Source organism: Kribbella aluminosa (assembly GCF_017876295.1).
Classification (GTDB): domain Bacteria; phylum Actinomycetota; class Actinomycetes; order Propionibacteriales; family Kribbellaceae; genus Kribbella; species Kribbella aluminosa.
This window is the reverse complement of sequence record NZ_JAGINT010000002.1, coordinates 4152572-4168052: the sequence shown is the minus strand read 5'-3', so window position 1 is coordinate 4168052 and position 15481 is coordinate 4152572. Positions and strand designations below refer to the sequence as shown.

Genomic DNA, 15481 nt, shown 5'->3' with positions numbered 1-15481 from the left:
ATGCCAGGGGGGTGGGAGGATCACTCCCACCCCCGAGACATGAGGTCGACCCTGCTTACTTGGCTTCGAACGCCTTGGTCTCGACGGTGGCCCACTTGCCACCGGCAACCTTGTAGACGGTCAGCACCTTCGAGGTGGTGTCGCCGTACTGGTCGAACGCCACCTTTCCGGTCACGCCGTCGAAGGCGACCTTGCTCATGGCGTCGACCGTCGCCTGGCGCGCGGACTCGACGTCCTTGGCGTCCTTCAGGGAGACCTTCAGGGCGTCGATGATCGCGTTCGCCGCGTCGTAGGAGTAGCCGCCGTACGCCGCGTACGGCTCCTTGAAGCCGGCCGCGTTGTAGTCCGAGACGAACTTCTTCGCCGAGTCCAGCGAGTCCACCGGAGCACCGACCGAGGTGGCCAGGTCGTTGCCGCTGGTCTTACCGGCCAGGGTGATGTACTTCGGGTCGTAGATACCGTCGCCGCCCATCAGCGGGACGTTCAGGCCGGCGGCCTTCGCCTGCTGCGACAGCGGACCGGCCTGCGGGTACTCGCCGCCGTAGTAGATGGCCTGCGGGTTCGACGGCTTGATCGCGGTCAGCGCGGCCTGGTAGTTCGAGTCGTCCGGGTTGATCGTCTGGGCCGCGACGATCGTGCCGCCCAGCTTCTTGAACTCCTCGGTGAAGGTGCCGACCAGGCCCTGACCGTAGGCCTTCTTGTCGTGGATCGTGGCGACCTTGGTGATCTTCGCGGTCTCGTACAGGTACCGGGCCGCGAACGGGCCCTGGACCGCGTCCGTCGTACAGGTCCGGAAGTACGTCGGGTACGGCCGCTTCGGAGAGGTCTGCCAGTTGGCGCCCTGGGTCAGGCCGGGGCCGGTGTTGGCCGGCGACACCTGGACGATCTTCGCCGAGGCGAGGACCGGCTGGACCTGCTGGCTGACGCTCGTGTTGAGCGTGCCGACGACGCCGATGACGTCCTTGTCGCTGGAGAGCGCGGTGGCCGCGTTCTTGCCGGGGTCCGGCTTCGCCTCGTCGTCCTTCGGCACGACCTCGAGCTTCCAGCCCGGGATCGCGTTGGAGTCGTTGGCCTGCTTCACGGCCAGCTCGACGGAGTGCTGGATACCCAGACCCAGGGCGGACAAATCTCCGGACAGCGGCGCGATGACGCCGATCTTGGCGGTCTTCGTCGATCCTCCGGAGGACCCCCCGGAGCTGTTGCCACTGCGTGAGCCGCAGGCAGTCAGGGCCAACGACGCAACGATCAGCGTCGCGCCGACCCGTACTACGGAACGCTGGTGCACTGTTCCTCCAATGTCTGGATAGTCCCAGCGAGCCGGGACTCTCGCGCATTTGCCGCGAGCATCCGCAGGTTAGACCCGGCGATGGTTCCAAGCGAACAGCGCACAGGCTGTGTTGTGAGGTCGTTACCCCGGTAAGCATCGTCCGATCACCTGGATACTGACCCCGCAGGTGTGTCAGTGACATAGGGTCAGCACGCGGACTACCTCGGTGAGATTCGGTGCCCGTCAATCGGGGCGACCGCCACGGTTCGTCACGATTGCGCCGCCAGGTTCACCTCACGGTCACGACACGCCGGTGTTGCGGGCAGATGACGGAGAGTCGTGCACTCAGGCGTCGCCGGCCTCGTTCACGACCAGTTCGGCCACCTGCCGCATCGAGACCCGCTTGTCCATCGCGGTCTTCTGGATCCACCGGAACGAGTCCGGTTCGGACAGCCCGAACTTGGTCTGCAGGATCGACTTCGCCCGGTCCACCAGCTTCCGGGTCTCCAGCCGCTCGGCCAGGTCCGCGACCTCGCGCTCCAGCTCGGCGAGCTCGACGTACCGGGACGCGGCGATCTCGATCGCGGGCAGCAGGTCGGCCTTGGAGAACGGCTTCACCAGGTACGCCATCGCGCCCGCGTCCCGGGCCCGCTCGACCAGCTCCCGCTGCGAGAACGCGGTCAGCATCAGCACCGGCGCGATCCGCTCCCCGGCGATCTTCTCCGCCGCACTGAGCCCGTCCAGCTTCGGCATCTTCACGTCGAGGATCACCAGATCCGGCCGCTGCTCGATCGCCAGCCGAATGGCCTCCTCCCCGTCCCCCGCCTGCCCGACGACGTCATACCCCTCTTCCGCGAGCATCTCGGCCAGATCCATCCGAATCAAAGCCTCGTCCTCAGCGATCACCACACGCTTAGCAGTCACACCCGACACCTTATCGACCCCACCTCACGACTTGGGCCCCACAAACCGGTCGAGTGCGTCGACAGCCTCCTTCCGACTGACCGCGATCGCGTTCCGCCTCGGCTGCCGCCACTTGATGCCCAGCAGGTCCAACGTCGAGGTCAGTGTGTTGCGGATGTCATCGGACTCGTTGGAGTACATGTACCGCACGTAGAAGTACCGCTTCCCGTCCGGCTTGCTCGCCCAGTTCACGAACCGGCACCCGTCGGAGTGGAACAGCCCGCGCAGGAGCTGTTCGGGGTACTTGGCAACGATCTCCCGCTGCCACTCCCTCAACTCGATCTTCCGCGGATGCCTGCGCCCCGGCCCGTGCTGCGGGAACACACAGGGCCAGTGCTTCCACCGCGCTTCGACCCGGACGGCACCACTCCCGCCGCGCCCGCGCGATCGAGCCGCCCCCAGATACCACCCCAGCAGCAACTGACGCCGGTGTCCGACATCCGCAGCGCGGAGTCCACCGTCTCCTGCGACCTGATGTGCCCCATGCCTCATACTCGCGCCCCTCACCGACAGTTTCGGATGAGGCCGTCGAATGGGCTACGATCATCCAGCGCCAACGCGCCAGATGCCCTGGTATTCCAACCGGCAGAGAAGATGGTCTCAAACACCATACAGTGTGGGTTCGAATCCCACCCAGGGCACAAAACTGTCGGCGGCGCCCGCGAAACTCGCTGCATGTACGACGAGCGGACGCGGGCGATCGCATTCGCCGCGATGGGTTCCGGCGAGAGTCTGAACTCGATCAGCAACGGCTCCGGATCAGCCGGCGGCGCTTCGGGACTGGCAGGATCGTCCGGAGCGGCCGGCCCGGCCGAGTGAATGCCCTCGCTGTGGCAGCGGGTCGCTCGACACGTCGGCGTACGCGCATCTTCTCGGCTGTGTCTCGGGGACGGCTGCCTGTCGCAGCGCCGGCGCCACATGTATGCGTTGCGGATCGCTTGCGATGACGCCTACCCGCGGCTGATCGACGATGCCGAGTCCGTGATGGTCGCGGTCGCCGAGATGTTCACTTGGCCGGTTCGTGGGAGGCTCGATCAGGCGAGGGCAACGGCGGACAGGACGGACCGGGCGAGTAGACCTGTACGCAGGCACAACCTCCGTGCGCGGTCCACAATCAGTCTGTTCGGGGCGGTTCTGCCCGCATGGCGAGCCACCGTTGCTTGCCGCGCATACTCGCGGTGGCCCACCGCTGCCCGGCCGCAGCCGTTGCCTATCTCGTTCATCGGTCGCAGGGGCTGCCCCGTCACCCGACCGCCCAACCCGGCACTTCTCAAATCTCTGTTTGATTCTTGATCTGAACGTAGATGAGGCGGGGCCGACTGGTGACGGACCCGCCTCGTTTCTGTTCGGTCTACGGGTTTTGGCTGCGGTAGGCGGGGGCGGTGCCGTCGATGGCGTCGCCCATGCGGTGGACTCGGAGGGCGTTGGTGGAGCCGGGGATGCTGGGTGGGGAGCCGGCGACGATGACGACCAGGTCGCCCTTCTGGAGGATGCCGAGCTCGAGGAGACGCTGGTCGACCTGGCGGACCATCTCGTCGGTGTGCTCCACCGTCGGCACGATGTGGGTGGTGATGCCCCAGACGACGCTCAGCCAGGCGCTGACCGACGGGACCGGGGTGAAGGCGAGCAGCGGGACCTCGGTGCGGTAGCGCGCCAGCCGGAGGGCGGTGTCGCCGGACTGGGTGAACGCGATCAGGTACTTCGCGTCCAGCCGCTCGGCCACGTCCGCGGCCGCGCGGGCGATCACGCCGCCCTTGGTCTTGGGCTCCCACTCGATCTCCTGGACCCGGCTGAGACCGTGCTCCTCGGTGGACTCCACGATCCGGGCCATCGTCCGGACGGTCTCGATCGGGAACCGGCCGACGCTGGTCTCACCGGACAGCATCACCGCGTCGGCGCCGTCGAGGACGGCGTTCGCGACGTCGGACGCCTCCGCCCGGGTCGGCCGCGGCGCGGAGATCATCGACTCCAGCATCTGGGTGGCGACGATCACCGGCTTCGCGTTCAGCCGGGCCTGGTCGATGATCAGCTTCTGGACGAGCGGGACCTCCTCGAGCGGAAGCTCCACGCCGAGGTCGCCGCGGGCCACCATGAACCCGTCGAAGGCCTCGATGATCTCGTCCAGGTTGGCGACCGCCTGCGGCTTCTCGATCTTCGCGACGACCGGGAGCCGTAGCCCCTCCTCGTCCATGATCTTGTGCACCAGCTGGATGTCGGCGGCATCGCGGACGAACGACAGCGCGATCATGTCGGCCGGCAGGTGCAGGGCCCAGCGCAGGTCCTCGATGTCCTTCTCCGACATCGCCGGCACGCTCACCGCGACACCGGGCAGGTTGATGCCCTTGTGGTTCGAGACCGGCCCGCCGACGGTGACCCGGCAGATCACGTCGGTCTCGGTGACCTCCTCGGCGACCAGCGCGATCCGGCCGTCGTCGATCAGCAGCTGGTCACCGGGGTTCACGTCCCCCGGCAGGCCGTCGTACGTCGTCCCGCAGATGGTCTGGTCGCCCGGCACCTCCCGGGTGGTGATCGTGAAGCGCTCACCGTAGGTCAGGGTTGCCTTGCCCTCGGCGAACTCGGCCAGCCGGATCTTCGGGCCTTGGAGGTCGACGAGGATGCCGACGTTGTTCCCGGTCTCCGCAGCGGCGGTACGGATCCGCTGGTAGATCCGTTCGTGCTCGGCATGAGCACCGTGACTCAGGTTGAGCCTGGCGACGTCCATGCCGGCTTGGACGAGTTCCATGATGCGCTCCGGGGCGGCCGTAGCCGGGCCGAGCGTACAAACGATCTTTGCGCGACGCACGTCACAAAACCCTACTCCTGCAAACCACTGCCCCCGCTGGTCCACCCCCCTTACTGGACAGTTAACAACGGTCGAACTCCTCCGCCGGAGCCTGAATCGTCAAGAAGACAACGGGGTGTAGGCGCCGACGGTGATGTCGCCGGTGAGTTCGGCGGTGACGGTCTGGAGGCCGACCGGCTGGCCTTTCAGGTAGGTGATCAGCGTGACCTCGCCCGGCCGGCGGAGCGTGTAGCCGAGGGCGAACGAGTACCCCGCTCCCCCGGTCGTCCCGTTCGTGTACGTCGTCACCGGCCGCCCGTCGACCACCTTGGTCTCCGGCCCGACCTGCCGGTGCAGGTGCCCGGACAGCAGCAGCGGCGCGCAACCCCGGGCGGCGGTGTCCACGAACTCCGCCGGGTCGTGGACGACGAATGTGGAGATCCGCTTGTCGGCGGGCTGGGCACAGGCGATGTCCGCGAGCCGCTTGGACTGGTGACCGATGGTCTCGTTGCCCGGGCCTTCGACGCCGAGCCCGGTCCAGTTCGGATCGGCGTCGCCGAGGAACCGGATTCCGTCGATCTCCACCGGCTTGCTGTCCAGCACGGTGAAGCCGCTCTTCCGCATCACGTCCGCCACGTGTCCGCCGGCGTCGTGGTTGCCGGGCGTCGCCACCACCTTGAAGTCCTTGAAGTGCTGGCGCAGCGAGTTGATGCTGAAGTCTTCCCAAGGCGCCCCTGACGAGGTGTCGTCGCCGGCATCGATCAGGAGCTTCGCGCCGGCCACCTTGGCGACCTCGGCCGCGACCGGGTCCATGCCGATGTTGTCGTGCCGGTCGTTGACCTGGATCGCGACCGTCTCGTCCTTGCCCGGCTGGTGGATCCGGTCGCCGATGCCGCGGGCCTTCTCCTTGAGCTGACCGTAGAACTGGGACGATCGCTGGTACGTCTCCACGGCGGTCTTGATCAAACCGACGCCACCAGTGGTGGAGAAACCGGACGCCACTTCCACCCCCTGGAGCTGATTGTCCAGATGGAGTTCCGGCAGCAGCTGAGCCAGCGATGTCCATTCGGTCGGTGGTGCATCGACGCGCCGCATCCGGGCGGGGCCGAAGATCGCGGCGACGGTGACCACCATCGCGACCAGTACGACGACCGCCCGGTGCTCGACGCGGCGTTCGTGGCGGTGGACCAGGTGCCACAGCTCACGGCGGCGCCGGTACCCGATCATCGCCCACAGCGTCGCCACCACGACGACCACGAGGAAGCCGGTCGCGGCGCCGGCCACCGCATCGCCGACCACCATCTCCTGCACGGCTTGCCGGATTCGCGCGGTCTCGCCCTCTGGCTGGGCGGCGATCAGGGCGTCGCGGTTGATCAGGTCGCCGAGGTTGGTGGCGTTGGTCTCCTGTACGTCGATGTTGACGCCGAGACCGAACGGCTCGTTGCTGGCGATCCGCAGCCGCGGCAGCACAGCCCCGAAGTCGAGGGTCGCGTGCCCGTCGAACGTCGGGGACACGGTCGCCGCGTGGGCGCCGATCGTGACGCGTTCGGAGTCCTTCACGAATCCGAGCAGGCCGACCAGCACCGAGGTCGCCACGAAGAGCAAGCTCAGCGCGGCCCACGGCGCGATCGCCCGGAGCCGTCCTTTCGTCACCAACCGTGTCGCCACACGTCCAACCTATCCAGCCGGGCCGCCTTGGGCACGGTCCAACCGTCACGGTCCGCGACTTTCGGTTGGCCCGTGCCCAAGGCGGACCTCGTCAAACCGCCAGCGGGCGCGCGGTCGGCGGGATCGGGGTCGGCAGCGTCGACGACCCGGTCAGGTGCGCGTCCACGCCGCCCGCGCAGGACCTGCCCTCGGCGATCGCCCAGACGATCAGCGACTGACCGCGGCCGGCGTCACCGCAGGCGAACACGCCTTCGACCGAGGTCTGGTAGTGCTTGTCCCGCTTGACGTTGCCGCGCTCGTCGAGCTCGACGCCCAGCTGCTCGAGGAAGCCCTCGCGCTCCGGCCCGAGGAAGCCCATCGCGAGCAGCACCAGCTGCGCCGGGATGGTCCGCTCGGAGCCCTCGACCGGGGTGAACTTCCCGTCCTTGAACTCGACCTCGACCAGGTTCAGCCCGGACACGTTGCCGTCGGCATCGGCCTCGAAGTTCACCGTGGAGACGGCGTACACCCGGTCGCCGCCCTCCTCGTGCGCGGACGCGACCCGGTAGGTCATCGGGTACGTCGGCCAGGGCTGTCCCGCCGGGCGCTCGTCCGACGGCCGCGGCATGATCTCGAGCTGGGTGACCGACCGGGCACCCTGGCGGTGCGCCGTACCCAGGCAGTCGGCGCCGGTGTCGCCGCCGCCGATGATCACCACGTCCTTGCCGGTCGCAACGATCTGGTTCGCGACGGTCTGCCCGAGCGAGGCCCGGTTGGACTGCGGCAGGTACTCCATCGCCTGGTGGATACCGCCGTACTCGCGGCCCGGCACCGGCAGGTCGCGCGCGGCGGTGGCGCCGGTCGCGATCACGACCGCGTCGTACCGCTGCTTGAGCTGGGTTCCGGTGACGTCGACGCCGACGTTGACGCCGGAGCGGAAGACCGTGCCCTCGTCCTTCATCTGCTGGATCCGGCGGTCGACCTGCACCTTCTCCATCTTGAACTCGGGAATGCCGTACCGGAGCAGGCCGCCCGGGGTGTCGGCGCGCTCGTACACCGCGACGGTGTGACCCGCGCGGGTCAGCTGCTGCGCCGCGGCCAAACCGGCCGGGCCGGACCCGACGACCGCGATCGTCTTACCGGTCAGCCATTCCGGCGGCTGCGGCTTGACGTCGCCGGTCTCCCAGGCCTTGTCGATGATCGCGACCTCGACGTTCTTGATCGTCACCGGGTCCTGGTTGATGCCGAGCACGCAGGCGGTCTCGCACGGCGCCGGGCACAGCCGCCCGGTGAACTCCGGGAAGTTGTTGGTCGCGTGCAGCCGCTCGATCGCGCTCGACCAGTCGTCCCGCCAGACCAGGTCGTTCCACTCCGGGATCAGGTTGCCGAGCGGGCAGCCGCTGTGGCAGAACGGGATGCCGCAGTCCATGCAGCGGCCGGCCTGTTTGGTGATGATCGGCAGCAGCGCCTTGCCGGGCCCGCCGGGGTAGACCTCTTTCCAGTCCTGCTTGCGTTCCTCCACCGGCCGCCGGTCGGCGACCTCGCGCGGGGTGGTCAGGAATCCCTTGGGATCAGCCATCAGATGGCCTCCATCATCGCTCGCGTGGTGGCGTCCTCGTCCAGCCCGTCACGCTCGGCGGCCGCCTTGGCCGCCAGTACCCGGGCGTAGTCGCGGGGCATCACCGTGGTGAATCTGGCGGCCGCGGCCGGCCAGTCGGCGAGCAGCTTGGCCGCCCGTTCCGATCCGGTCTCCTCGAAGTGCCTGCGGACCAGGTCGTGCAGCAGCTCGGACTCGTCCGTCGTGACCGGGTGCAGATCCACCAGCTCCGGGTTCACCAGGGAGTGGTCCAGGTCGATCACGTGGGCCACACCGCCCGACATACCGGCCGCGAAGTTCCGTCCGACAGCACCCAGGACGACGACACGCCCGCCGGTCATGTACTCGCAGGCGTGGTCGCCGACCGACTCGACGATCGCGGTCGCGCCGGAGTTCCGGACGCAGAACCGCTGGCCGACGCCGCCGCTGATGAACAGCTCGCCGGACGTCGCGCCGTACGCGATCACGTTGCCGGCGATGATCTGGCCGGCGGCGTCGAACCGGGCCCGGCGGTCCGGCCGGATCACCACCCGGCCGCCGGACAGGCCCTTGCCGACGTAGTCGTTGGCGTCACCCTCGAGCCGCAGGGTGACCCCGGGCGGCACGAAGGCGGCGAACGAGTTGCCGGCCGACCCGGTGAAGGTCAGGTCGATCGTCCCGTCCGCGAGACCGGCGGCCTTGTACCGCTTGGTGATCTCGTGGCCGAGCATCGTGCCGACGGTCCGGTTCACGTTCCGGATCGCGACCTGCGCCCGGACCGGCTCGCCGTTGTCGAGCGCCGGCCGGCAGATCCGGATCAGCTCGTTGTCGAGCGCCTTGTCCAGCCCGTGGTTCTGCTCGACGGTCTGGTGCAGCGCCGCGCCTTCCGGCAGCGCCGGCACGTGCAGGATCGGCGACAGGTCGAGCCCGTCGGCCTTCCAGTGGTCGACCGCGCGCTCGATGTCCAGTACTTCGGCGTGCCCGATCGCCTCGTCCAGCGTCCGGAACCCGAGCTCGGCCAGGTACTCGCGGACCTCCTCGGCGATGAACTCGAAGAAGTTCACCACGAACTCCGGCTTGCCCGAGAACCGCTCCCGGAGCACCGGGTTCTGGGTGGCGACGCCGACCGGGCAGGTGTCCAGGTGGCAGACGCGCATCATGATGCAGCCCGACACCACCAGCGGAGCGGTCGCGAAACCGTACTCCTCGGCACCGAGCAGCGCCGCGATCACGACGTCCCGCCCGGTCTTCAGCTGGCCGTCGGTCTGGACCACGATCCGGTCCCGCAACCCGTTCAGCAGCAGGGTCTGCTGGGTCTCGGCGAGGCCGAGCTCCCAAGGACCGCCCGCGTGCTTCAGCGAGGTCAGCGGCGCCGCGCCGGTACCGCCGTCGTGGCCGGAGATCAGTACGACGTCGGCGTGCGCCTTCGAGACACCCGCGGCGATCGTGCCGACACCGACCTCGGAGACAAGCTTCACGTGGATCCGCGCCTGGGGGTTCGCGTTCTTCAGGTCGTGGATCAGCTGCGCCAGGTCCTCGATCGAGTAGATGTCGTGGTGCGGCGGCGGCGAGATCAGGCCGACGCCGGGCGTCGAGTGCCGGGTGCTCGCCACCCACGGGTACACCTTCGGGCCGGGCAGCTGCCCGCCCTCGCCGGGCTTCGCGCCCTGCGCCATCTTGATCTGGATGTCGTCGGAGTTCGTCAGGTACTCCGCGGTGACGCCGAACCGGCCGGACGCGACCTGCTTGATCGAGCTCCGCCGGGCCGGGTCGTACAGCCGGTCGGCGTCCTCGCCGCCCTCACCGGTGTTCGACTTGCCGCCGAGCCGGTTCATCGCGATCGCCAGCGTGGTGTGCGCCTCGGCGCTGATCGAGCCGTAGCTCATCGCGCCGGTGGAGAACCGCTTGACGATCGCGCTGACCGGCTCGACCTCGTCGATCGGGATCGGCTGCCGGTCCGACTTGAACCCGAACAACCCACGCAGCGTCATCAGCCGCTCGGACTGCTCGTCCACCTTCGCCGTGTACTGCTTGAAGATGTCGTACCGCCCGGTGCGGGTGCTGTGCTGCAGCCGGAACACCGTGTCCGGGTCGAACAGGTGCGGCTCACCCTCACGGCGCCACTGGTACTCGCCGCCGATCTCGAGCTTGCGGTGCGCGGGCAGGATCCCGTCGGCCGGGTAGGCGCGCAGGTGCCGGCGGCGTACCTCCTCGGCGATCGTGTCCAGGCCGACGCCGCCGATCCTCGACGACGTACCGGTGAAGTAGATGTCGACCAGGAACGGGGACAGCCCGTTCGCCTCGAAGATCTGGGCGCCGGTGTACGACGCGACCGTCGAGACACCCATCTTCGACATGACCTTGAGCACGCCCTTGCCGAGCGACTTCACCACGTTGCGAACCGCCTGCTCGGGCTCTATGCCCGGCAGATAGGTGCCGCGCCGGCACAGGTCCTCGACCGACTCCAGCGCCAGGTAGGGGTTGATCGCTGCCGCGCCGTACCCCATCAGGAGCGCGACGTGGTGCACCTCGCGGACGTCACCGGCCTCGACGACCAGGCCGACCTGGGTGCGGGTCTTCTTCCGCACCAGGTGGTGATGAACCGCGGCGGTCAGCAGCAGCGACGGGACCGGCGCGCTGTCGGCGTTCGAGTGCCGGTCGGACAGCACCAGGATGCGGGCGCCGTCGCTGATCGCGGCGTCGGCCTCGGCGCAGATCTCGTCGAGGCGTGTCCGGAGCGCCTCGCCGCCACCTTCGACGTCGTACACGCCGCGCAGCACCGTGGTGGCCAGGCCGGGCATGTCGCCGTCGAGGTTGATGTGCCGGAGCTTGGCCAGCTCGTCGTTGGTGATCACCGGGAACGGGATCACCACCTGCCGGCAGGACGCCGGGCTCGGGTTCAGCAGGTTCGACTCCGGGCCGAGGCTGGACGACAGCGAGGTCACCAGCTCCTCGCGGATCGCGTCCAGCGGCGGGTTCGTGACCTGCGCGAACAGCTGCGCGAAGTAGTCGAACAGCAGCCGCGGCCGGTCACTCAGCACCGCGATCGGGGTGTCGGTCCCCATCGAGCCGATCGGCTCCGCGGCGGTCCTCGCCATCGGGGTCAGGATGACGCGCAGCTCCTCTTCGGTGTACCCGAAGACCTGCTGGCGCCGGGTCACCGATGCGTGGCTGTGGACGACGTGCTCGCGCTCGTGCAGGTCCTCGAAGCGGATCAGGCCGGCGTGCAGCCACTCGTCGTACGGGTGCTCGGCCGCGAGCGTGTTCTTCACCTCGGTGTCGGTGATGATCCGGTGCGCGTCGACGTCGACCAGGAAGATCCGGCCGGGCTCGAGCCGGCCCTTCTCGGTGACGGTCGCCGGGTCGATGTCCAGGACACCGGCCTCGGAGGCGAGTACGACGAGGCCGTCGTCGGTCACCCAGTACCGCGAGGGGCGCAGGCCGTTGCGGTCCAGCACGGCGCCGACCTTCGTACCGTCGGAGAAGACCACCGACGCCGGGCCGTCCCACGGCTCCATCAGCGTCGAGTGGAACTCGTAGAACGCGCGCCGTTTCGGATCCATCGTGGTGGCGTTCTCCCACGCCTCCGGGATCATCATCAGCATCGCGTGCGGCAGCGAGCGGCCGCCGAGGTGCAGGAGCTCGAGGACCTCGTCGAAGGACGCGGAGTCCGAGGCTCCCGGCGTACAGATCGGGTAGAGCTGCTCCAGGTCTCCCGGGATCAAGTCGCTGGCGAGCAGGGCCTCGCGGGCGCGCATCCAGTTCCGGTTGCCCTGGACGGTGTTGATCTCACCGTTGTGGGCGATGTACCGGTACGGGTGGGCGAGCGGCCAGGACGGGAACGTGTTCGTCGAGAACCGCGAGTGCACGACGCCGATCGCGGACGCCAGGTCCGGGTCGGTCAGCTCCGGGAAGAACTTGTCGAGCTGGTCGGTGGTCAGCATCCCCTTGTAGGTGATGGTCCGGCCGGACAGCGACGGGAAGTACGTCGCGGTCTCCTTCTCGGCGCGCTTGCGCAGCCGGAAGGCCATCCGCTCCAGCGCCAGGCCGAGCACGCGGCCCGCCTTCGCGGTCACGAACAGCTGCTTGAACGTCGGCATCACCGAACGCGCGGTCGCACCGAGCAGGTCGGGCGTGGTCGGGATGTCCCGCCAGCCGACGACGCTCAACTGCTCCTCGGCGGCGAGCTCCTCGATCCGTTCCGTCGCCTTCGCCGCGTCGTCCGGGTCGGCCGGGAGGAACGCGATACCGGTCGCATAGCTGTGCGGCGCCGGCAGCTCGAACTCGCACACCTTGCGGTAGAAGGCGTCCGGAACCTGGAGCAGGATGCCGGCACCGTCGCCGGAGTCGGGCTCGGCACCGGACGCACCACGGTGCTCGAGGTTCCGCAGGGCGGTCAATGCCTTGGCCACGATGTCGTGGCTCGGTTCACCGGTCAGGGTCGCGACGAAGGCAACACCACACGCGTCGTGCTCGTGCCGTCCGTCGTAGAGGCCCTCGCTCGGCCTCTGCAGCTCTCCGGTGGGGGGGCGACCATACATTCAGGAGCTCCCGTCGTCCTACGGTCAAATACAACTGGCCGCGGGACAACACTGGCCCAAGCCGGGAGTCCCGAGACTACCTCATGACGCCCGCCAAATGGACTTCCTGTCCACCGCGCAACGCCTTGATGACCCTCAGTAAGCAAGCGCTCACTACTAGCCCTCTATCTTCCCAGCCGACCGCGTCCGCAACCACCCACGCCCCGGAAATTCACTTGCTGGGACTGATAGACCGGAACCATGTCTCGGCAACTGTCCTGGCAGCCCTCCTCCCGTTGGGAACCACTCACCGCCGGTACCGGACAAGCGACCGGCGGCGTCTGGCGGACGCCCGGCGGGGAGGTGGTGAAACGCCTGGTCCGGGGTGTGACCGATCCGCGGCATCACGCGTACTGGGAACGGCAGGCGCTGGTCGCCGAGTCCGGCGTCGTCACCCGTACGGCGGGGCTCCGGGCGCCAGGTTGGACGGGCGTGGAGCGGGATGCGGACGGGATCACGCTCCGGACGGCGTACGTCGCGCCGTACGACTGGGCTCCGGAGGCGCTGGCGGGGGCTCTGGGGCGTTTCTCGGGCTGTTCCGTGGTCGAGCCCGCGTGGGGTGCGCGGGACGTACTTCGGGACCGTCTGAGGACCGTGGAGCGTCGCGGCGGGTGGGGGGCGCTGGGCGGGTCGTCGACACCGGCGATCGAGGAACTGTGGACCCGTCGGGAGGCCGCGCTGGATGCGCTGGACGCGCTTCCGCGGGTGCCGACGCACGGCGATGCCCATCCGGTGAACCTCCTCGGCCGCGACGGCGACGACGTGATCGCCATCGACTGGGAACAGTTCGGCCTGGGACCGGCCGGTTTCGACCTCGGCTACCTGCTCCTGGCCGTCAATGCACCGCTGGACGAGTTGTTGGCGGCGCATGGTGGTCAGGCGGCCGCTGTACGACGGGGAGCCGTGCTCACCGCGGCGTACACCGTCGTGTCACGCGCGGCCTGGTCGCTCACCCAGCCCGACTCCGGCGATCACGTGCGGCTCCTGCGCGACCTGTCCCCCGTCGTCGAACAGGCAGTCGATCACCTCTGAGGCGGGCGGGGTGGACCGAGCGGGTGATAGTTCTGCTCGATGGGATGGCGACCGGAGCGTGACTGGATTCTGCTCAGCGTGGGGAACGACCGGGCGGACGGCGGTGTGTGGAGGACGCCTGACGGCTTCGTCGCGAAGCGACTGGTACCCGGTGAGGAGCGGCCGAGTCACTACGCCTACTGGCGCCGCCAGGCCGATGTCGCCGCCAGCGGTCTGCTCGAGCTGACCGCTGGGCTACGCGCACCTCGGTGCGTGAAGGTCGACAGCGATCCGGACGGCGTCACGCTCTGGACGGATGCAGTTCGGACGACTCCGCTCACCTCTGCCGACGCGGCAACCGCGCTCGGGCGGTTCGCCCTGAATCGGCTGGAGCCCGCCGACTGGTTCGCGCGGCGGACGCTGCGCGACCGGCTGGCCGACGATCAGCAGCACGGGGGCTGGGCCGCGATCGAAACGGCCGGCGTTCTGCCCGCCGACGTACGGCGTTCGGGCCATCGACTGTGGACGCACCGGGCGGAGGTGATGTCCGAGCTCGATCGACTGCCACAGCACCTCGTCCACGGCGACGCGCATCCGCTCAACCTGCTCCGGGCGGACGGCGACGACGTGATCGCGGTGGACTGGGATCAATTCGGCGTCGGCCCGTTGGGCTTCGACCTCGCGTACCTGTTGCTGTCCACCCCGACACCGATCGCCGAGCTGGTGGCCGCCTTCCAGGTCGGCAGCGCGGCCACGTGGCCCGCCGATCTCGTCCGGCGAGGCGCCGTACTGACTGCTGCCGTCACCCTGGTCGCGCGGGCCGCGTGGGCGCTCGATCAACCCGACCCCGGGCTTCACCTGGAGCGGTTGGTCACGCTGTCGGCGATCGTCGACGAAGCAGTCAGCCACGCCTCGTGGAACGCCCGATAACTCGGAAATCGCGCGGTCGTCGCCTCGATGAGGACATCTTCGAGCGCCTGCGGCGGGTCTGGAAGAAGGATCAGGCCTGCGCGGGCCAGGGCGTAGGCGGTGGTTCGGGTGTCGATCGGGGCGCCGAAGATGTGTTCCTCAGGGGCCATGAAGCGGCTGGAGCCGAACATCCGACCCATCGTGTTGCGGAACGGGCCGCGGTGATACGAGTCGAGGTCGATGACGGTCAGGCGTTGCGTTGTGAAGTCGTAGAGCAACGACCCATCGTAGAAGTCGCCCTCGACCCAGCCGGCTGCGTCCAGGGCGGCATGTAGGTCGTAGAGAGTGTCGAGGGCAGCGAGGATCTCCTCGGTCGGCAGGGCCCGGAAGCGCTCAGGGACGTCCGGATTGTGGAGAAGGTCACCGTCGCGCCAGTCGTAGACCAGGAGCGGACCGCCCGCGGATTCGATGACTGTGTGCAGGGCGGGTAGCGCGGGATGGGCGACGGCGCGGGCGAGCTCGACCGTGTTGCGCAGGAGAGCTACTCGGTCGGTGAAGTCGAGGTGGGGCTCGGTGTTCGCCGGGTCGCCCGCGGTCTTGACGAAGTACCGGGCGCCGTCGGTCTGTACGCCGTACGAGATGTTGCCGGAGCCCTTGGGGGCGAACCGGGCGAAGATGGTGCCTAGCTGGTTGAGGTACGTGGCCGGACGGACATCGATCTCACCGGGAAACATTCCGCCGACCCT

Annotated in this window: 11 protein-coding genes and 1 tRNA gene; 4 read left to right on the top strand and 8 right to left on the bottom strand. The window is 68.7% G+C overall.

The genetic code is table 11. The annotated features are described in order from the left end of the window. Positions 1-55 precede the first annotated feature (55 nt). From JOF29_RS40900 to JOF29_RS40890, 3 genes are all read right to left on the bottom strand, one after another. Positions 56-1285, bottom strand: coding sequence for a branched-chain amino acid ABC transporter substrate-binding protein (locus JOF29_RS40900; RefSeq protein WP_209699657.1), 1230 nt, complete (start codon positions 1283-1285; stop codon positions 56-58). 327 nt (positions 1286-1612) lie between these two features. Beyond that, positions 1613-2200: an ANTAR domain-containing response regulator gene (locus JOF29_RS40895; RefSeq protein WP_141862072.1), complete on the bottom strand. Its 588-nt coding sequence runs from the start codon at positions 2198-2200 to the stop codon at positions 1613-1615. Between the two features lie 15 nt (positions 2201-2215). Then, a complete protein-coding gene (locus JOF29_RS40890; protein ID WP_209699656.1) occupies positions 2216-2506 on the bottom strand; it encodes a hypothetical protein in 291 nt (96 codons plus the stop codon). A 291-nt stretch (positions 2507-2797) separates the two neighbouring features. On the opposite strand from JOF29_RS40890, the gene JOF29_RS40885 reads away from it, so the two are divergent. Then, positions 2798-2871: transfer RNA gene (locus JOF29_RS40885), tRNA-Leu, on the top strand. 34 nt (positions 2872-2905) lie between these two features. After that, the gene (locus tag JOF29_RS40880) at positions 2906-3049 is read left to right on the top strand and encodes a hypothetical protein (protein WP_209699655.1); all 144 of its coding nucleotides are present in this window, start codon (positions 2906-2908) and stop codon (positions 3047-3049) included. 532 nt (positions 3050-3581) lie between these two features. On the opposite strand, the gene pyk is transcribed toward JOF29_RS40880, so the two are convergent. The 4 genes from pyk to gltB form a co-directional block, all read right to left on the bottom strand. Next, complete coding sequence (pyk, locus tag JOF29_RS40870; RefSeq protein WP_209699654.1) at positions 3582-5033, bottom strand: pyruvate kinase; 1452 nt, start codon at positions 5031-5033, stop codon at positions 3582-3584. A gap of 99 nt (positions 5034-5132) precedes the next feature. Continuing rightward, on the bottom strand, positions 5133-6680 hold the full coding sequence (locus tag JOF29_RS40865) for a metallophosphoesterase family protein (RefSeq protein WP_307863956.1): 1548 nt from the start codon (positions 6678-6680) through the stop codon (positions 5133-5135). A 91-nt stretch (positions 6681-6771) separates the two neighbouring features. Then, positions 6772-8238 carry a glutamate synthase subunit beta gene (locus JOF29_RS40860; protein ID WP_209699653.1) on the bottom strand — a complete coding sequence of 489 codons (1467 nt, stop codon included), beginning with the start codon at positions 8236-8238 and terminating at the stop codon, positions 6772-6774. Continuing rightward, a complete protein-coding gene (gene gltB, locus JOF29_RS40855) occupies positions 8238-12776 on the bottom strand; it encodes a glutamate synthase large subunit (protein WP_209699652.1) in 4539 nt (1512 codons plus the stop codon). The genes JOF29_RS40860 and gltB overlap by 1 nt, the downstream gene beginning before the upstream one ends. 240 nt (positions 12777-13016) lie before the next feature. On the opposite strand from gltB, the gene JOF29_RS40850 reads away from it, so the two are divergent. Then, entirely contained in the window at positions 13017-13847 is an 831-nt protein-coding gene (locus tag JOF29_RS40850; protein WP_209699651.1) for a phosphotransferase family protein, read from the top strand. 78 nt (positions 13848-13925) lie between these two features. After that, on the top strand, positions 13926-14756 hold the full coding sequence (locus JOF29_RS40845; protein ID WP_209699650.1) for a phosphotransferase: 831 nt from the start codon (positions 13926-13928) through the stop codon (positions 14754-14756). Here the strand turns inward: JOF29_RS40845 and JOF29_RS40840 are convergent. Then, positions 14681-15469 (bottom strand): serine/threonine-protein kinase, encoded by a 789-nt coding sequence (locus JOF29_RS40840; protein WP_209699649.1) that lies wholly within the window; start codon positions 15467-15469, stop codon positions 14681-14683. The genes JOF29_RS40845 and JOF29_RS40840 overlap by 76 nt on opposite strands. Positions 15470-15481 lie beyond the last annotated feature (12 nt).